Below are 17,409 nucleotides of genomic sequence, written 5' to 3' on the forward strand. Positions count from 1 at the left end.
GTTCAAGACTCGCCGAAGTCGGCGGTCTTGAGCTGCCAGGCGGTGCGGGTGCCGCTGCCCACCACCACACCCACCACCCAGAACAAGCCAGCCACGCCGATGTAGGCGCTGGCCAGGCCAAACAGCATGGGCATCATCACGCTGGATGCGTTGATGGTCATCAGGCGCAGGCCCAGCGCCTCGCCATGGCGGTGCTCGGGCGTAATCTGGTGCAAGGTACTCATCACCATGGGTTGCACCGAGCCCAGCACCAACCCCAGCAAAACCGAGCACGCCCCCATGGCCACAGCGCCATGCAGCAGCGGGTATGCCGCAAACAACAGCGCCGTGGCACCCATGGCACCTGTAATCACCGCCCATTCGCGCAAATGTTGGGCCACCAGGGGCATGACCATGCGCACCACAGCCGCCGCAATCGCGAACACGCCCAGAATGGTGCCTATGGTGGAAGCACTCAGGCCGCGCTCATGGCCAAGGATGGGCACCACGAAGGTATGCACGTCCCAGCAGGACGACAGAAACCAGTTCACCAGCAACAAGCGGCGCAGCATGGGGTCGTGCAGCAAATCCCACACCCGGGCCTTGGCCGCGTTGGCTGGCGGGTGGATGGGCGGCAGCTCCTGCACACCACGCACCAGCGCCCAGGTCAGCACGGGCAACAACGCCAGCATGGCGAACGCGGCGCGGTAGCCAAAGGTGTCACCCGGCGCGGCGCCCGCATAGTCAATCAACAGCCCGGCCCCGAACGGCCCGATGAAGTTGGACACCGCCGGCCCCATGGCCAGCCAGCTGAACACCTGTTTGAGTTGGGTCGAACCCTCCACCGCCCGGCCCACATGGCGCTGCAACGCAATCACGGCTACGCCGGTAGCCCCGCCCGACAGCAAGGCGCTGAGACACAGTACCGGGTAGACCGGAAACACAGCCGCCAGTCCAGCCCCCAGCACCGCCATGACCACGCTGCCGGTGACCGGCAGGCGCAAGCCGTTGCGATCCGCAAAACGCCCGGCGGGCAAGGCCAGGAACACCTGGGTCAGAGCAAACAAGGCCAGCAGGAAGCCCACAGAGAAAGCACTGTATCCGGCTTTCAGGGCCAGCAAGGGTGAGGCCAAGCGCAGGCCTGTCATGCAAGCATGCAGGCAGATCTGGGCCAGTATCAGACGCGCCAGGGCCAGGGTCATGCCGGCCCGTCGTCCAGATCGGCCTGCGCGGGCAACAGAGCCTGCGCCTCTGCGTCCGGCAAGGCCTCGACCACTTTCAGCGCACGGCGCATCTGTCGTGTACGGGTGTCGGCCTTGTCCAACGTGTCGGAGGCTTTTTGCACCTGCTCGCGGATGCGCGCCACCCATTCGCCGTAACGCTCGAACTCGGTCTTCACCGCGCCCAGCACCTTCCAGACTTCAGACGCCTGCTGCTCCAGCGCCAGCGTGCGGAAGCCCATGTGCAGGCTGTTCAGCATGGCCAGCAAGGTGGTTGGGCCGGCCAGGGTCACGCGGTAGTCGCGCTGCAGGCTGTCCATCAGGCCGGGGCGGCGCAGCACCTCGGCGTACAGGCTCTCGATCGGCAAAAACAGGATGGCGAAGTCGGTCGTATGCGGCGGCGCCAGGTAGCTCTCGGCAATGGATTTGGCCTCGGTGCGAATGCGCGCCTCCAACGCCTTGGCAGCTGCCTCGGCAGCAACAGCGTCGGCGCGCTCGTGCGCGTCCAGCAGGCGCTCGTAGTCGTCACGCGGGAACTTGGCGTCTATCGGCAGCCATACGGGCGCGCCGTCGGCGCTGCGGCCCGGGAAGCGCACCGCAAAGTCCACGCGCTGGTTGCTACGCGGCTTGGTCTCGATCTGCTTGCCGTATTGCTCCGACGTCAGCACCTGCTCCAGCAGGTTTTCCAGCTGCACCTCGCCAAACATGCCACGGGTTTTGACGTTGGTCAGCACGCGCTGCAGGTCACCCACGCCTTGGGCCAGCGACTGCATCTCGCCCAGGCCTTTGTGCACCTGCTCCAGCCGGTCAGCGACTTGCTTGAAGCTTTCGCCCAGGCGGGTTTCCAGGGTGTTTTGCAGCTTCTCGTCTACGGTCCGGCGCATCTCATCCAGCTTGGCGGCATTGCTTTGCTGCAGCTGCTGCAGCTGGCTTTCCAGCGTGGCGCGCACCTCGCCGATGCGCCGGGCATTCGACTCCCCCAGGGCCTGAAGCTGGGTGCTGAGCGTGTCAGACAGCGTCTTTTGCAGCAATGCCAGCTGCTGGGCGAAGGCGTCAATCTGCGTGTTCTGCGTGCGCGTGGCCTCGGCGCTTTGCTGCACCAGGCTGCGCTGGAAGGTGGCGAAGCTGGTAGCCAGCTCTTGGCGGTCGGTACGTGCGGACTCGGCGATCTCGCGGCGCAGCTCCTGGGCCAGCCGGTCCATCGCCGTGTGGTCGGGTGCGGCGGGCTTGCGCAACAGCAGCAAGGCGAGCAACAGCAGGTTCAGCACACCCAGGCCAGACAGCAGGCCCCATTCGATTCCAGTCATGTATGCTATTTATTTCGTAGCTAGATGCGCAAGGTTTATGGGCGTGAGCGGCTTGTTTTTTATAAGAAAACCGACGAGATTGTCGGTGGCCAGCTGGGCCATGGCGGTGCGCGTGGCGACGGTGGCGCTGGCGATGTGCGGGGTCAGCACCACGTTCGGCACGGTCAGCAAATCAGGGTGGACTTTCGGCTCGCCCTCAAACACGTCCAGGCCAGCGGCGGCGATGCGCCCCGCACGCAGGGCCACGGCCAGGGCCGCATCGTCCACGATGCCGCCACGGGCGATATTGACCAGGGTGGCGGTGGGCTGCATCAGCGCCAGCTCGGCTGCACCTATGGTGTGGTGCGAGGCGGCCGAATACGGCACCACCAACACCACGTGGTCGGCGGTCTTCAGCAGCTCCTCCTTGGACACGTAGCGGGCCTTGCATGCGGCCTCGGTCGCGGCGTCCAGGCGGGAACGGTTGTGGTAAACCACGTTCATGCCAAAGCCATGGGCGCCACGCCTGGCGATGCCCTGCCCTATACGGCCCATGCCGATAATGCCCAGCGTGCTGCCGTGGATCTCGGCGCCAGCAAACATATCGTAGCTCCACTTCTTCCACAGGCCGGCGCGCAGGAAGTGCTCGCTCTCACAGACACGACGGGCAGTGGCCATCAACAGCGCAAAGCCGAAGTCGGCCGTGGTTTCGGTCAGCACATCGGGCGCATTCGTGGCCAGCACGCCGGCCGCGCTCATGGCGTCGATGTCGAAGTTGTTGTAACCCACGGCCATGTTGGCGCAAATGCGCAGCTGCGGGCAGGCGGCCAGCACCTCGGCATCGATGCGTTCGCTGCCGGTGGTGAATGCCCCTACCTTGCCTTGCAGATGGGTGATGAGGTCGGCCTTAGTCCAACTGGCGTCGTCCTGGTTGGACTCCACTTCAAAGTGCTGCTCCAGCTGGGCAATGGTGGATGGGAATATCTTGCGGGCAACGAGGATGGCGGGTTTGGTCATGTAGGGGTCTCGATTTCAAAAACCTGGCGCAGGTAGGCGATATATTTCTCGTCGTCGCACATATTCTTGCCCGGGCTGTCGGACAGCTTGGCCACGGGCTGGCCATTGCAGCGGGTGAGCTTGATAACGATTTGCAGCGGCACGTGGTTGGGCGGGTCGCCCATGTCGTTGGTCAGGTTGGTGCCGATACCAAAGGCCAGCAGGCAACGGCCGCGGAACTGCTGGTACAGCTCGATGGTGCGTGGCACCGTCAGGCCGTCGCTGAAGATCAGGGTCTTGGTCAGCGGGTCCACGCGGTTCTGCTTGTAGTGCGCCAGCAGGCGCTCACCCCAGCGGAAAGGGTCGCCGCTGTCGTGGCGCGCGCCGTCGAACAGCTTGCAGAAGTACATGTCGAAGTCGCGTAAAAACGCGTCCATGCCGTAGACGTCGCTGAGGGCAATGCCCAAGTCTCCTCGGTATTCCTTGGCCCACATTTCAAAGCCGAACACCTGACTGTCGCGTAATCGCGGGCCCAGTGCCTGGCAGGCCTGCAGGTACTCATGGGCCATGGTGCCGAGCGGTGTCAATCCTAATTTCATAGCATAGAACACATTGCTGGTGCCCGCGAACTGGCCTTTTGATCCCGCACCCAGGCGGGCCACCAGCACCCGCAGCACCTCTTCATGCCAGGCTTTGCTGAAGCGTCGGCGGGTGCCGTAGTCGGCAATCTTCAGTTCCTGCAGGCCGTCGGCACGCAACTGCTGGATCTTGGCGTCCAGGCGGCGGCGGCCCTCGATAAAGTCGGGCACCGGCTGGGTGTTGCGGAAATAGACCTCGTTAATGATGGCCAGCACCGGGATTTCAAAGGGAATCACGTGCAACCAGGGGCCCTGGATAGAGATCTCGATCTCGCCGCTGGGCAGGGGCGTGACCTGGATGTATTTCTCGTTCAGCCGGAACAGGCCGAGAAAATCCACGAAATCGCTCTTGATGAAGCGCATGGAGCGCAGGTAGGCCAGCTCAGCCTCCTGGAAACGCAGGCTGCACAGCGAGCGGATTTCGTCGCGTATCTCTTCTACAAACGGGGCCAGCTGGACGCCGGGGTTGCGGCATTTGAACTTGTATTGCACCTGCGCCGCAGGGAACTGGTGCAGCACCACCTGCATCATCGTGAACTTGTAAAGATCGGTGTCAAGCAGGCTGGTGATGATCATAGAAAGCGTGGCCGCCAAGGCCCCACAACGCGGTAGCTAAAGAAGTGCCGCAAAGTGTAGGGGATTCACGCCAACGTGACCTGGTGGAGAACCATAGGCCTCCAGCCAGGCTGGCTTTAAGGCCGGTTCATGCGCCCAAACGCAATGCCCCGGCCACCGGCGCCGCCGGGGCATGGCCGTAGCCATCACGCAGCTTGAATACCGCCACCACCTGCACCAGCTCATTGGACTGGGCACGCAGGCTGTTGGCGGCGGCGGCCATTTCTTCCACCAGGGCGGCGTTCTGCTGCGTCACCTGGTCCATCTGGGTGACGGCCTCGCCGACCTGGGCCACGCCCATGGACTGCTCGTTGCTGGCAGTACTGATCTCGCCCATGATGTCAGTCACCTGTTTGATGGAGTTCACCACCTCGGCCATGGTGGCGCCCGCCTGGTCCACCTGGGCCGTGCCCTGGGCCACGCGCTCCACACTGGTACTGATGAGGTGCTTGATCTCTTTCGCCGCGTCGGCGCTACGCCCGGCCAGGCTACGCACCTCGCTGGCCACCACGGCAAAACCACGGCCTTGCTCGCCCGCGCGGGCAGCTTCCACGGCGGCGTTCAAGGCCAAAATATTCGTTTGGAAGGCAATACCGTCGATCACGCTGATGATGTCGCTGATCTTCTTCGAGCTGTCGTTGATGCCCTTCATGGTCTCGACCACCTGGCCCACGGCCGCGCCACCCTTGGCGGCCACCTGGGATGCTTTCATCGCCAGTTCGTTCGCCAGCCGAGAACTGTCGGCGTTTTGCCGCACATTGGAGCTCAGCTCCTCCATGGAGGCCGCAGTCTGCTCCAGCGCGCTGGCCTGGCTCTCGGTACGCGCGCTCAGGTCATCGTTGCCCTGGGCGATTTCGGCACTGGCGGTGGCCACGTTTTCAGAGCCGGAACGCACATTGGTCACCACCCGCTCCAGGCTGGACTGCATCTCACCCAGGCTGCTCAGCAATTGGCCCACTTCGTCGGTGCGCTGGCCGTTGATGCGGGCAGTCAGGTCTCCAGCAGCCACACGGCGTGCCAAACCGATCGCGTCATGCAGAGGCAGCACAATGCCACGCGCCAGGTGCCAGGCAGCGGCTGCCGCCAACACAAAGGTGAGCACAAACGCCAGCGCCGCAATGCGCACCAGGTTACGGTGCTGGACCTCGCTGCTGGACAGCGCCGCTGCCACATTGGCGTCCTGGATCGCCACCAGATGGCTGATCGCATCTATCCATTGGTCCTGCACCGGGCTGACCTTGGTAACCAGGATGGAGGCCGCGGTATCCGGGCGGAAATTGCTGGCGTACTCTTCGGCCTTTTGCAAGGGCTCCAACGTGTCCTGCTCCAGCTTGGCGGCTTTAGCCAGGTCCGCAGCCTCCTCCGCGGTGGGTTCCAACTGGGTGAAGCGGGCGAGATTCTTCTTGTAGACCTCTTTCAGGGCGCGCAGGCCATCCACTTCTTTTTTCATTTCGTCCACGTCGGAGCGCAAGCCGATATTGCGTGCCTGCAGACCCTGTCGGAACACCGTGTCGCGCATGGCACCGGCAACTTCCCTGCGTTCCTTGGCCTTGTTAAGCGCACTGTCAAACTGGACCCGGCCCTGCGCATCCAGCACGAACGTGGCCACCAGCACCAGGGCTGGTAACACCAGTGCCATGCCCACGGCTAGATACAAACGCTGCGAAATCTTGAGATTCATGGCCGTACCTCCCATACATGGGACGGCCCCATGGCACGCAAACCCGATTCAGTTGTTTCAAACATGCTGCTGTGTTCCTTGTGTCCATACCTGTTGGCATCTGCGATGCCCGCGCGTCCGCTCAGCTAGCCGCTGTACGCACTGACTATCTCTTGGAAGCAGCAGCGCACCCATACTGGTTTACCATTAATCAAGTCGATTGATTTATTGGAACATCGCAGGCCGCGACACCGATACCTAACGACAGAAAACAGATACGCAAACCACCAAGAGTCCCGACTATCCGGCAATCGCACACAGATGACACTAGGGTTTTCGATAAGTAAAACAAATTGATTTAGTAACTATAGTTCGCTGCCCGCCTGAAATTCAGCTTGTATTTCAACGGCACCTGCCCCCAACCGAACCCTGTGTTCATTCCTATCCTGGAGACAACATGAAGAAGTCCACCGCTACCCTGGTACTTTCCGCCATTGCTTTCGCTGCTACCAGCGCCTGCGCTGCCGAGCCCGTGATCGGCCTGATCACCAAGACCGAAACCAATCCCTTCTTCGTGAAAATGAAAGAAGGCGCGCAAGCCGAGGCCAAGAAGCTAGGTGCCAAGCTGCTCAGCGCAGCCGGCAAGGCAGACGGTGACAACGCCGGGCAGGTGACGGCCATTGAAAACATGATCGCAGCTGGCGCGAAGACCATCATGATCACCCCCAATGACTCCAAGGCCATCGTCCCCAGCATCAAGAAGGCTCAGGCGCAAGGCGTGATGTTCATCGCCCTGGACAGCCCCACTGACCCCGTGGAGGGCACGGACGCCCTGTTCGCCACCGACAACTACAAAGCCGGTGTTCTGATTGGCGAATACGCCAAGAGCGCCATGGCTGGCAAGCCCGCCAAAATCGTGACCCTGGACTTGTTCCCTGGCCACCCTGTGGGCGCACAACGCCACAACGGCTTCATGAAAGGCTTTGGCCTGGCCGCAGCTGACGCCAAGAGCAACGAGCTGTCCAAGACCGCTGAAATCGTTTGTATGGCCGACAGCTTTGGCGACCAGGCCAAGGGCCAGACCGCCATGGAAAACTGCCTGCAGAAGAATCCTGACGTGAACGTGGTCTACACCATCAACGAACCCGCAGCTGCAGGTGCCTACCAGGCACTGAAGGCCGCAGGCAAGGAAAAAGACGTGCTGATCGTGTCGGTGGACGGTGGCTGCGCAGGCGTGAAGAACGTCAAGGCCGGCATGATCGCCGCCACCTCGCAACAGTACCCGCTGAAGATGGCCAGCATGGGCGTGGCTGCTGGCGTGGCATTCGCCAAGGACGGCAAAAAGGCCTCCGGCTACACCGACACCGGTGTGACGCTGATCACCGACAAGCCACAAAAAGGCGTGGACAGCAAGGACACCAAAGTTGGTATGGACTTGTGCTGGGGCAACAAGTAATCTGGCTCTGAACTGAACCGTGGGGCGCCTGTTTGCGCGGGCGCCCTATTCCCTCCCTTCATCCCAAAGACCACCATGGCTAGCCTCAAAGAAAAACTACCCCCCATAGGCACACTGGGGCCATTTATCGCCCTTTTCATTGCGTGCATATTTTTCGCGACGCAAAACGAACGCTTTCTCTCTGCAACCAATTTCTCACTGATCCTGCAACAGGTGATGGTGGTGGGTGTTATCGCCATCGGCCAAACACTGATCATTCTGACCGCCGGCATCGATTTATCCTGCGGCATGGTGATGGCCCTGGGCGGCATCGTGATGACCAAGGTCGCGGCTGAATTCGGCCTGCCTGCACCGCTGGCCATACTCTGCGGTATCGCAGTCACGGCATTTTTTGGCTTGGTCAACGGCCTGCTGGTAACCCGCATCAAGCTGCCCCCGTTCATCGTGACGCTGGGCACACTGAACATCGCGTTTGCAATCACGCAGCTGTATTCCAACGCCCAAACCATGACCGATGTGCCCCCCCTGATGACAGCACTCGGCACTACTTTCCGCATCGGCGGCACGGCTGTCGCCTGGGGCTCGGTGGTCATGCTGCTGCTTTATTTGGGTGTGTGGTTCTATCTGCGTGAAACCGCATCCGGTCGCCACGTCTACGCCGTAGGCAACAACCCCGAAGCTACCCGTCTAACCGGTATTCCGACCGAACGCGTACTGCTGGGCGTCTATGTGTTGGCAGGCATCTTCTACGGCATCGCCTCCCTGCTGTCCGTGGCCCGCACTGGCGTGGGCGACCCCAACGCCGGCCAGACCGAGAACCTGGACGCCATCACCGCCGTGGTGCTGGGTGGCACCAGCCTGTTTGGTGGCCGCGGCATGATTCTGGGTTCGCTGGTCGGAGCCATCATCGTGGGCGTACTGCGCAACGGCCTGACGCTCATGGGTGTGCAGTCCGTCTACCAGGTTTTGATCACCGGTATTCTGGTGATCCTGGCCGTCACCATTGACCAACTTTCACGCAAGGGAGCCCGTTGATCATGGCTAACGACGCAAAAATTGTGATGCGCGCCACTGGCTTGGTGAAGCGCTACGGCCAGGTAACGGCCTTGGACGGTGCCGACTTCGAGTTGCGCGCCGGTGAAATTCTGGCCGTGATTGGCGACAACGGCGCGGGCAAATCGTCTCTCATCAAATGCCTGTCCGGCGCCACGATTCCCGACTCCGGTGAAATCCAGCTCGACGGCGAGAACATCCATTTCAAGAGCCCCATGGATGCCCGCAAGGCCGGCATCGAAACGGTGTACCAAGATTTGGCCGTGGCAGCTGCCATGTCGATTTCGGAAAACCTGTTCCTGGGCCGCGAAATCCGCCGCGATGGCTTTATGGGCAATGTGCTGCGCATGCTCGACAAGAAGAAGATGCTGGAGCAAAGCATCGCCCGCATGAACGACCTGAAAGTAGGTATCCGGTCTATGACCCAGGCGGTGGAAACCCTATCGGGTGGACAACGCCAGTGCGTGGCAGTTGCCCGCGCTGCCGCTTTTGCCCAGCACGTGGTGATCATGGACGAACCCACGGCCGCCCTGGGCGTCAAAGAAGGCAATATGGTGCTGGAGCTGATCCGCCGGGTGCGCGACAAAGGCCTGTCGGTGGTGCTGATCTCGCACAACATGCCGCATGTATTTGAAATTGCCGACCGTATCCACGTGGCCCGCCTGGGCAAACGCGGCTGCGTGTTGAACCCCAAGGCCATCAGCATGGCCGACACCGTTGCGGTCATGACCGGGGCCATTCGCCCCGACGAGCTGCCCGCCGGTTGCCTGGCGAATTGAAAGACTGACGCATGCTCAAAGGAATTGATCCACTGCTCACGCCCGAGCTGTTGAAGGTTTTGGCGGAAATGGGGCACGACGACGCGGTTTTGTTGGCCGATGCCAACTTCACCGCAGTGCGCCTGGCTGCTGGCAAACCGGTGCTGCGCTTACCCGGTGTCAGCATGCTGCGGGCGGTGCAGGCCGTCAACTCGGTGCTGCCACTGGCGACAGATGTGGAGTCACCGGTGGCGTTCATGCAGGTCTCGGATACCACCGCGCCCTATCGCTCGGGCCTGCAACGCGAGGTGCTGGAATTGCTGCAGCCCAGCCTGCAGCCGGGCCAGAACCCCGAGCCTATCGAACGCTTTGCGTTTTACGAACGGGTGCGCAACATCTACGCCATCGTGTTGACCGGTGAACTACAGCCGTTCGGCAACTTCATTCTGCGCAAAGGAGTGATCGGCGAAAATCTACGCCCATGACTCCCCCTCTAGCCTCGCCCCTGCTGCGCCCGCGCGGCTCCAACCATGTGGGCATGCGCCAGTTCAACGAACGTGTGGTGCTACAGGCCATCCGCCAGCACGGCAGCCTGCCCAAGGCCGAACTGGCGCGCATTACCAGCCTCACGGCCCAAACGATAGGGCTGATCACCTCCCGCCTGGAAGAGGACGACCTGCTGCTGCGCCACGAGCCCGTACGCGGGCGCATCGGTCAGCCGTCCGTCCCTCTCGCGCTGAATCCAGACGGCGCGTTTTCCATAGGTATCAAGGTCGGGCGGCGTGGTACCGATTGGTTGCTGGTGGACTTCACCGGCAAGGTACGCCAACGCCTGACCCTGCCCTATGCCTTTCCCGATGCAGCCACGCTTCTACCGGCCTTGGGCCAGCACCTGGCCACGCTGTGCGATGCGCTGGGGCCGCTGAGCCCTCGCCTGGTTGGCATCTGCGTAGCCGCGCCCTTCCAGCTCGGCGGTTGGCACAAGATGCTGGGTCTGTCAGAAGCCCAGTCCAGTGCCTGGAACCAGATTGACCTGGGTGCCGAGGTGCAAGCCATGACCGACCTGCCGGTCAGCTTTGCCAAGGATGCCACCGCAGCCTGCGTGGCCGAGTTGGTGGCGGGCCAAGGCCGCAACCTGAAGACCTTTCTCTACCTGTTTGTCGATACCTTCGTGGGTGGCAGCCTGGTCATCAACTCGCATCTGCACGCTGGCATGCGCGGCAATGCCGGAGCCGTGGCTTCACTGCCCATGTATCTGGCGCAAACGACCGGCGCCGCACCCGAGCAATTGCTGGTCAATGCCTCCCTGTGGGAGCTGGAACAACGCCTGCAAGCCCACGGTCTGGACCCCAGCGCAGCCTATGATGAACGCGCAATGCAAGCCCCGTTTGCCACAGAAACCCAGAAATGGGTGACCCGTGCCGCCAACGCCCTGGCGCACTGCGTGGTCAGTGGCACGGCGTTTCTGGCTCCGGAGGCCGTGGTGATTGATGGTTCCATGTGCCGCCCGCTGTTGCAGCAACTGCTGGCCAGCACCCAACAGGCGCTGAAAGACTACAACTGGGAGGGTCTGTGGCCCACACCCATCGTGGCAGGCAGCATAGGCTCGGACGCGCATGCCCTGGGCGGAGCCCTGCTGCCCCTGCACTCCAACTTTGCACCCGACCGGGATCTGTTCCTCAAAGCGTAAACATCGCCCCCTAAAACGGCACCTCGCCGTGGAACTGTTCCGCCAGAAAATCCAAGAACCGCCGTACCGATAACACCATGCACGGCGCAACGGCAACACCGGCCAGCGCAGTGGGTGAGATCGAGGCACAGATGCCTAAAGCCCCAAGGCCTGCCAACGCCGCCAGTACTCCAGCGCCACGGTGTAGGTGTTGACCTGCACCTGCACCGTCTGCTCCAGCTGCGTGCCGTAGCCGCCGGCCATGGCAAACGCCAGGGGCAGACGGCGCTGCCAGGCCCAGTCAAAAACACGACGATCGCGCGCCTGCAATCCATCAAAACTGAGCTTCAGGCGCCCCAAACGGTCTCCCTCGAACGGGTCGGCACCGGCCAGGTAGATCACAAGATCGGGTTCAAAGCGCTGGCCCAACTGCTCCAGCGCGTTTTCCAGCGCCTCCAGATAGGCCACGTCGCCGCAGCCATCGGGCAAGCCCACATCCAGGTCACTGGCCTGTTTAAGAAACGGGAAGTTCTTTTCTCCGTGCAATGACAGGGTGAAAACGCTGGCATCCCCTTGGAAGATGCTCGCCGTGCCATCGCCCTGGTGCACATCCAGGTCCACCACCGCCACCTGCAAAGGCCTGCGGTGCGTACGCCCCCACTCCATCTGCGCTACGCGAGCGGCAATGGCCGCATCGTTGAACACACAGAAACCAGCCCCCTTGTCGGCACGCGCATGGTGCGTGCCCCCCGCCATATTCGCGGCAATACCCTGCCCGGCCATGGCGTCACGCACCGCCGCCACCGTAGCGCCCGCTGAGCGGCGTGAGCGCTCCACCATGGCCTGGCTCCAGGGAAAGCCAATGTCCCGCATCACCTGCGGCTGCAGTTGCACGATAGACCCATCCTCCAGCGACTGGATATAGGCGGGATGGTGGGCCAGGGCCAGCTCTCCATCACTGGCACGCGGCGCCTCACGCTGCACGACCTGGGCCAGCTCCGAGGCCACGCGGTCGCGCAACATGCGGTACTTGGCCATGGGGAAACGGTGACCCGCAGGCAGGGGCAGCACAAAGTGGTCGGAGTAGTACGCGTGCATGGAAATCGCTATCGCAATGTGACTAAGGTGCAGGCCCCACCTGGGGATAGAGTCGAGTATCTAATGTGCTGCAGCGCAGCATAAAAGCCTTGCATGCCAGAACAGGCGGCCTATAATTTAATCCATGCTGCACTGCAACATAAACCGGCGGATAGCCAGTCTCAGCGCAGATGTTGGATCTTTTACCGTTTCTTAATTAACTGGAGATTTTTATATGATGACTGCTGAACAAGTTCTGGCCTCCCACAAAGCTACCGTTGAAACCCTGTTCGGTCTGACGACCAAGGCTTTCGAAGGCGTTGAAAAGCTGGTGGAACTGAACCTGACCGCTTCCAAGGCAGCCCTGTCCGAAGCCGCTACCCACTCCCAAGCTGTTCTGAGCGTGAAAGACGCCCAAGAACTGCTGGCCCTGCAAGCTGGCCTGCTGCAGCCCCTGGCTGAAAAGACCGCCGCTTACAGCCGCCACCTGTATGACATCGCCCAAGGCACCAGCGCCGAATTCGGCAAAGCCATCGAAGGCCAAACCGCTGAAGCCCAAAAGAAGGTTGCTGGCCTGATCGAAAGCGCTGCCAAGAACGCCCCAGCCGGCTCCGAGTCCGCCGTAGCTGTGCTGAAAAGCGCCGTGACCGCTGCCAACAACGCTTTTGAATCCGTTCAAAAGGCTGTGAAGCAAGCTTCCGACGCCGCTGAAGCCAACTTCAAGGCTGTTGCTGCTACCGCTGTGAGCGCCGCTGGCACCACCGCCGCTGCCGCTACCAAGAAGCGTTAATTCGCCAAGGGCTTTCCTGGCTGCATGCCAGGGCCCGAACGGACAGTCCTGATTTGAAGCCTAGGTTTCCACCAGTTGTCTCCTCGGGTCCTTTCGACGCCATCAGGCTCAGGGATCCCTTACAGGCCTCGTCGCAAGATGGGGCCTTTTTTTATGCCCGTTTACTTTCAGGCCTGCGTCAATGGCTCTTGGCCAGCATGGCCGCCTTGAGCTGCGGCAGAGCCTGGAGCATGGCCGCACGCCCGGCCTCGATGGCACGGCGGCGCGCGCCAAAATCGGCACTCTTCACGCCCAGCAAAGACGGGCGTACCACCACATCGGCTTCACGCAGCTCGTAGACATTGATGCTCTTGCCCATGATGGCAAAGGTTTGCAGCAATATCTGCATGGTGTCGTTGGCCAGGTTGCCTTCGGGGGCGCTGGAAATATCCACCGCCACCACCAGCTCAGCCCCCATCTGCCGCGCATAGCGCACAGGCACGGGTGACACCAGGCCGCCATCCACATATTCGTGCCCGGATATCTTGACCGGCTGGAATACCGCCGGCACCGCACTGGAAGCGCGCACGGCGGTGCCGGTATCGCCGCGCTGGAACAGTACTGCGTCGCCGCTGTTCAGGTCCGTCGCCACCACACCCAAGGGCATGGGCATGCTTTCAATCGGTCGGCTGCCCACCTGGGCGTTTACATATCGGGCCAGGGCGTCGCCGCGCAACATGCCGCGGCTGAAAATGGGCAAGGTCCAGTCGGTAAAGGCCGCTTCCTCCATGGTCTCGGCCACCTGCTGCAGCTGCGCGCCGTTCTTGCCGCTGGCATACAGCGAAGCCACCAGGCTGCCGGCCGAGGTACCCACCACCAGATCGGGGCGTATACCCGCCTCTTCCAGCACCTGGATCACCCCCACATGGGCAAAACCGCGCGCTGCGCCGCCGCCCAGGGCCAGGCCTATGCGCGGCGGACGCTTCACGGCGGGCGGATTCGGTGCCGGCGGGGCCACCTCCACCGGTGCCGTCACGCAGCCCGCCAAACCCAGGGCAGCCCCCAGCAAGGTGCCCAATACCAAACCACGGCGCCCATTTGGCCCCCACTGCTGCGCTTGTGCGTCTTGTCTGCCCATCGTGTTCCTGCTTCTATCAAAAAAATAGCGGCTGGCGCACATGCTACGTGCGCCAGCCGCTATTTTGATGCCCAAACCAGGCTAGGCAGGTAAAGCTGCTTTTTTAGCGTTCACGGCCTTCACGATACGCGGCAGCAGCAGCACGGACAGCACCACCACCAGCAAGGTCACAGACATGGGCCGCTCCAGGAACACCGTCCACTTGCCCTCGCCTATCGACAAGGCGTTGCGCATCTGAGCCTCAGCCAGCGGGCCCAGAATCATGCCCACTACCACTGGTGCGGTCGGAAAGTCAAAGCGCCGCATCACCACGCCCAGCAGGCCGATGCCGTACAGGAGCACCAGATCGAACGCGCTCTGGCGCATGCCGTACACGCCCACCGTGGCGAAAATCAGGATGCCGGCGTACAGCTGGGGCTTGGGAATCTTCAGCAGCTTGACCCACAGGCCCACCATGGGCAGGTTCAGCACCAGCAACATCACATTGCCGATGTAGAGCGAGGCAATCAGCGCCCACACCAGTGAGGCGTTGGTGTCAAACAGCTGCGGACCCGGCTGTATGCCGTAGTTCTGGAAGGCGCCGAGCAAAATAGCCGCCGTGTTCGAGGTCGGGATGCCCAGCGTCAACAACGGAATCAGCGTGGCGGTGATGGCCGCATTGTTCGCCGCCTCCGGCCCGGCCACGCCCTCGATGGCGCCGGTAGTGCCAAACTCCTCCTTGTGCTTGGAGATCTTTTTCTCCACTGCGTAGCTCAGAAAGGTAGGAATCTCGCTACCACCCGCCGGAATGGTGCCGAACGGAAAGCCGATGAAAGTGGCCCGCAACCAGGCCGGCCAGGAGCGCTTCCACTCGGCCGCCGTCATATGCACCTTGCTCATGGGGTTGCGCGACTCGGCCACGCGCCCTTCGAACATCACGTTGTACAAAGCCTCGCTCACGGCGAACAGGCCCACGGCAATCAGCACCACCTCCAGCCCGTCCATCAGCTCAGGCACACCGCCGGTGTAGCGGGCCGCACCGGTCAACTGGTCCAGCCCCACCAGGCCCATGGCCAGGCCGATGAACAGCGAGGTCAACCCGCGCAGCGTGCTCTTGCCCAGCACCGCGCTCACAGTGGTGAAGGCCAGCAGCATCAGCAAGAAGTACTCGGGTGGACCGAGCCGCACCGCATAGGTCGCTACCAGGGGTGCAAACAGCGTCACCAGCACCGTGGCGATGGTGCCCGCCACGAACGAGCCTATGGCCGCCGTGGCCAGCGCCGCGCCAGCCCGGCCGCTCTTGGCCATCTTGTTGCCCTCCATGGCCGTGACCATGGAGCCCGTCTCACCCGGCGTATTCAGCAAAATGGAGGTAGTGGAGCCGCCGTACATCGCGCCGTAGTAGATGCCGGCAAAAAAGATCATCGAAGCCGTGGCCTCGACCTTCACCGTGATGGGCAGCAGCATCGCCACCGCCGTAGCGGGACCAATGCCCGGCAGCACACCAATCGCCGTGCCCAGGGTGCAGCCCAGCAGCGCCCACAGCAGGTTGATGGGCGTGCCTGCAGTGATGAAACCCTGCAATAAGTTGTTCCAGATATCCATTACAGCCACCCCGTCTGCGTCAGGCCAGGCAAGTTGATGGCCAATAGTTTGGTAAACATCCAGTACACCGGCGCGGAAATCAAAAAACCCACCAGCCCATCACGCAGGCTGGCCCGCAGCCCCCGGCCGCGTTGCCCCTCGGCCGAGGTAAAACCGCGCACCGCCAAGGCAAAGCACAGAGTGCAGCTCAAAATGAAACCCAGGCTGGTGATCAGTGCCGCATTCGCCAAAATGCCGACCGACACCCAGGCAAACGCCACCCAATCGGCCCGCTCGGCACCCGAGGCCTCGTCCATGGCGCGGAAGCCGCCAGTGCTGGCCTCCCACACCATCCAGGCGCCCAGCACGCACAGCACCAGCGCCACCACCCAGGGTAGAAAGTTGGGGCCCACGCCCGCATAGCCGGCCTCGGAGGTGATGCCCAGCGCACCCAGCGCCATGGCCGCACCCAGGCCCACCGTACCCAGACCAATCCAGGTCTGGGGAGATCGCACAGCCAACGCCATGGCCTTACACCATGCCCGACTTGACCATGGTGGCGCGCAAGCTGGCGAAGTCGTCGTCCACGAACTTCTCGAACTCGGCCCCGGTCAGCAGCGCAGGCGTCCAGTTGTTCTTTTCCACCGCCTCGGCCCAGGCCTTGGACTTGGTAGCCTTGACCAGCACGTCAATCAACTGCTTGCGCTGCTCTGGCGTGATGCCGGCCGCGCCATAGACGCCGCGCCAGTTGCCGATCTCCACATTGATGCCCATCTCCTTCAAGGTCGGGATGTCCACGCCCTTCATGCGCGTGCCCGAGGTCACGGCCAGCGCCTTCATCTTGCCGGTCTTGATGTATTCAGAGAACTCGCTCAGGCCGCTGCCGCCCACCGTGACGTTGCCGCCCAGGATGGCCGCAGTCGCCTCGCCGCCGCCCCGGAAAGCCACATAGTTGATCTTGGACGGGTCCACGCCCACGTCGCGGGCAATCATGGCCGCGGCGATGTGCTCGGTGGAGCCGCGCGAGCCGCCGCCCCATTTGATGCTGCCCGGATCTTTCTTGAGCTGCTCCACCACTTCCTTCATGGACTTGTAGGGCGAGCTGGCCGGCAACACGAACACGTTGTACTCGGTGGTCAGCCGGGCCAGCGGCGTGGCCTGGGACAGGCTGACCGGCGGCTTGCCGGTGATGATGCCGCCCAGCATCACGGCGCCCATCACCATCACGGCGTTCGGATCACCCTTGTTGCCGTTGACGAACTGCGCCAGGCCCAAGGCGCCCGCAGCGCCGCCCTTGTTGTCAAAGCTCACGGTATCGGCCACCTGGGCATCCGTCATGGCCTTGCCCAGGGCGCGGCCCGTGGTGTCCCAGCCGCCACCCGGGTTGGCGGGGATCATCATCTTGATATTGGGCGCGGCACGGGCCGACAGGGGCAAGGTTCCGGCTGCGGCCAGCGCCGCCAGGGACTTCAGAAAAGCATCACGACGCATCGCGGTCTCCTTGTGGATTGTTGGAATCGGTCGATGATGCA

Annotated in this window: 16 protein-coding genes; 6 read left to right on the forward strand and 10 right to left on the reverse strand. The window is 62.5% G+C overall.

Going from position 1 to position 17,409, the window contains the following annotated elements; genetic code table 11:
- Positions 1-2 precede the first annotated feature (2 nt).
- The 5 genes from AC07VY_RS16040 to AC07VY_RS16060 all read right to left on the reverse strand — a co-directional run bounded on the left by AC07VY_RS16040 (position 3) and on the right by AC07VY_RS16060 (position 6,415).
- Positions 3-1,181, reverse strand: a complete 1,179-nt coding sequence (locus AC07VY_RS16040; protein WP_495098224.1) for an MFS transporter — start codon at positions 1,179-1,181, stop codon at positions 3-5.
- Positions 1,178-2,506, reverse strand: a complete 1,329-nt coding sequence (locus AC07VY_RS16045; RefSeq protein ID WP_495098223.1) for a DNA recombination protein RmuC — start codon at positions 2,504-2,506, stop codon at positions 1,178-1,180. Before AC07VY_RS16045 ends, AC07VY_RS16040 begins: the two co-directional genes overlap by 4 nt.
- A 9-nt stretch (positions 2,507-2,515) precedes the next feature.
- Complete coding sequence (locus AC07VY_RS16050) at positions 2,516-3,502, reverse strand: 2-hydroxyacid dehydrogenase (protein WP_495098222.1); 987 nt, start codon at positions 3,500-3,502, stop codon at positions 2,516-2,518.
- Positions 3,499-4,695 (reverse strand): nicotinate phosphoribosyltransferase, encoded by a 1,197-nt coding sequence (gene pncB, locus AC07VY_RS16055; RefSeq protein ID WP_495098221.1) that lies wholly within the window; start codon positions 4,693-4,695, stop codon positions 3,499-3,501. The genes AC07VY_RS16050 and pncB overlap by 4 nt, the downstream gene beginning before the upstream one ends.
- Before the next feature lie 127 nt (positions 4,696-4,822).
- The gene (locus AC07VY_RS16060) at positions 4,823-6,415 is read right to left on the reverse strand and encodes a methyl-accepting chemotaxis protein (RefSeq protein WP_495077119.1); all 1,593 of its coding nucleotides are present in this window, start codon (positions 6,413-6,415) and stop codon (positions 4,823-4,825) included.
- 436 nt (positions 6,416-6,851) lie between these two features.
- Between AC07VY_RS16060 and AC07VY_RS16065 the strand changes: the two genes are divergently transcribed.
- From AC07VY_RS16065 to AC07VY_RS16085, 5 genes are all read left to right on the forward strand, one after another.
- Positions 6,852-7,850: a sugar ABC transporter substrate-binding protein gene (locus AC07VY_RS16065; protein WP_495098220.1), complete on the forward strand. Its 999-nt coding sequence runs from the start codon at positions 6,852-6,854 to the stop codon at positions 7,848-7,850.
- Positions 7,851-7,925: 75 nt separating this feature from the next.
- Positions 7,926-8,885, forward strand: coding sequence for an ABC transporter permease (locus AC07VY_RS16070; protein WP_495077117.1), 960 nt, complete (start codon positions 7,926-7,928; stop codon positions 8,883-8,885).
- 2 nt (positions 8,886-8,887) lie between these two features.
- Positions 8,888-9,682: an ATP-binding cassette domain-containing protein gene (locus AC07VY_RS16075; RefSeq protein WP_495077116.1), complete on the forward strand. Its 795-nt coding sequence runs from the start codon at positions 8,888-8,890 to the stop codon at positions 9,680-9,682.
- Between the two features lie 11 nt (positions 9,683-9,693).
- On the forward strand, positions 9,694-10,146 hold the full coding sequence (locus AC07VY_RS16080; protein ID WP_495077115.1) for an RbsD/FucU family protein: 453 nt from the start codon (positions 9,694-9,696) through the stop codon (positions 10,144-10,146).
- Entirely contained in the window at positions 10,143-11,351 is a 1,209-nt protein-coding gene (locus AC07VY_RS16085) for an ROK family transcriptional regulator (RefSeq protein WP_495077114.1), read from the forward strand. The genes AC07VY_RS16080 and AC07VY_RS16085 overlap by 4 nt, the downstream gene beginning before the upstream one ends.
- Positions 11,352-11,486: 135 nt before the next feature.
- Here the strand turns inward: AC07VY_RS16085 and AC07VY_RS16090 are convergent, their stop codons facing one another.
- Positions 11,487-12,428, reverse strand: a complete 942-nt coding sequence (locus tag AC07VY_RS16090; protein ID WP_495098219.1) for a histone deacetylase family protein — start codon at positions 12,426-12,428, stop codon at positions 11,487-11,489.
- A gap of 214 nt (positions 12,429-12,642) precedes the next feature.
- Here AC07VY_RS16090 and AC07VY_RS16095 point away from each other — a divergent pair, with 214 nt between their 5' ends.
- Positions 12,643-13,197 (forward strand): phasin family protein, encoded by a 555-nt coding sequence (locus AC07VY_RS16095; RefSeq protein ID WP_495077112.1) that lies wholly within the window; start codon positions 12,643-12,645, stop codon positions 13,195-13,197.
- Positions 13,198-13,375: 178 nt separating this feature from the next.
- On the opposite strand, the gene AC07VY_RS16100 is transcribed toward AC07VY_RS16095, so the two are convergent.
- From AC07VY_RS16100 to AC07VY_RS16115, 4 genes are all read right to left on the reverse strand, one after another.
- A complete protein-coding gene (locus AC07VY_RS16100; RefSeq protein WP_495098218.1) occupies positions 13,376-14,314 on the reverse strand; it encodes a patatin-like phospholipase family protein in 939 nt (312 codons plus the stop codon).
- 81 nt (positions 14,315-14,395) lie between these two features.
- Positions 14,396-15,898, reverse strand: coding sequence for a tripartite tricarboxylate transporter permease (locus AC07VY_RS16105; RefSeq protein ID WP_495098217.1), 1,503 nt, complete (start codon positions 15,896-15,898; stop codon positions 14,396-14,398).
- The gene (locus AC07VY_RS16110; protein ID WP_495098216.1) at positions 15,898-16,404 is read right to left on the reverse strand and encodes a tripartite tricarboxylate transporter TctB family protein; all 507 of its coding nucleotides are present in this window, start codon (positions 16,402-16,404) and stop codon (positions 15,898-15,900) included. The genes AC07VY_RS16105 and AC07VY_RS16110 overlap by 1 nt, the downstream gene beginning before the upstream one ends.
- A 4-nt stretch (positions 16,405-16,408) precedes the next feature.
- A complete protein-coding gene (locus AC07VY_RS16115; RefSeq protein WP_495098215.1) occupies positions 16,409-17,368 on the reverse strand; it encodes a tripartite tricarboxylate transporter substrate binding protein in 960 nt (319 codons plus the stop codon).
- Between the last annotated feature and the right edge of the window lie 41 nt (positions 17,369-17,409).

The sequence above is a fragment of the Rhodoferax sp. GW821-FHT02C08 genome (genome assembly GCF_059421805.1).

Excerpts from the sequence above, each read along its gene's own strand:
- AC07VY_RS16105 (WP_495098217.1), bottom strand. The coding sequence starts at position 15,898 with ATGGATATCTGGAACAACTTATTGCAGGGTTTCATCACTGCAGGCACG.
- AC07VY_RS16110 (WP_495098216.1), bottom strand. The coding sequence starts at position 16,404 with ATGGCGTTGGCTGTGCGATCTCCCCAGACCTGGATTGGTCTGGGTACG.
- AC07VY_RS16115 (WP_495098215.1), bottom strand. The coding sequence starts at position 17,368 with ATGCGTCGTGATGCTTTTCTGAAGTCCCTGGCGGCGCTGGCCGCAGCC.
- AC07VY_RS16065 (WP_495098220.1), top strand. The coding sequence starts at position 6,852 with ATGAAGAAGTCCACCGCTACCCTGGTACTTTCCGCCATTGCTTTCGCT.
- pncB (WP_495098221.1), bottom strand. The coding sequence starts at position 4,695 with ATGATCATCACCAGCCTGCTTGACACCGATCTTTACAAGTTCACGATG.
- AC07VY_RS16045 (WP_495098223.1), bottom strand. The coding sequence starts at position 2,506 with ATGACTGGAATCGAATGGGGCCTGCTGTCTGGCCTGGGTGTGCTGAAC.
- AC07VY_RS16080 (WP_495077115.1), top strand. The coding sequence starts at position 9,694 with ATGCTCAAAGGAATTGATCCACTGCTCACGCCCGAGCTGTTGAAGGTT.
- AC07VY_RS16100 (WP_495098218.1), bottom strand. The coding sequence starts at position 14,314 with ATGGGCAGACAAGACGCACAAGCGCAGCAGTGGGGGCCAAATGGGCGC.
- AC07VY_RS16040 (WP_495098224.1), bottom strand. The coding sequence starts at position 1,181 with ATGACCCTGGCCCTGGCGCGTCTGATACTGGCCCAGATCTGCCTGCAT.
- AC07VY_RS16095 (WP_495077112.1), top strand. The coding sequence starts at position 12,643 with ATGATGACTGCTGAACAAGTTCTGGCCTCCCACAAAGCTACCGTTGAA.
- AC07VY_RS16050 (WP_495098222.1), bottom strand. The coding sequence starts at position 3,502 with ATGACCAAACCCGCCATCCTCGTTGCCCGCAAGATATTCCCATCCACC.
- AC07VY_RS16070 (WP_495077117.1), top strand. The coding sequence starts at position 7,926 with ATGGCTAGCCTCAAAGAAAAACTACCCCCCATAGGCACACTGGGGCCA.
- AC07VY_RS16075 (WP_495077116.1), top strand. The coding sequence starts at position 8,888 with ATGGCTAACGACGCAAAAATTGTGATGCGCGCCACTGGCTTGGTGAAG.
- AC07VY_RS16060 (WP_495077119.1), bottom strand. The coding sequence starts at position 6,415 with ATGAATCTCAAGATTTCGCAGCGTTTGTATCTAGCCGTGGGCATGGCA.
- AC07VY_RS16090 (WP_495098219.1), bottom strand. The coding sequence starts at position 12,428 with ATGCACGCGTACTACTCCGACCACTTTGTGCTGCCCCTGCCTGCGGGT.
- AC07VY_RS16085 (WP_495077114.1), top strand. The coding sequence starts at position 10,143 with ATGACTCCCCCTCTAGCCTCGCCCCTGCTGCGCCCGCGCGGCTCCAAC.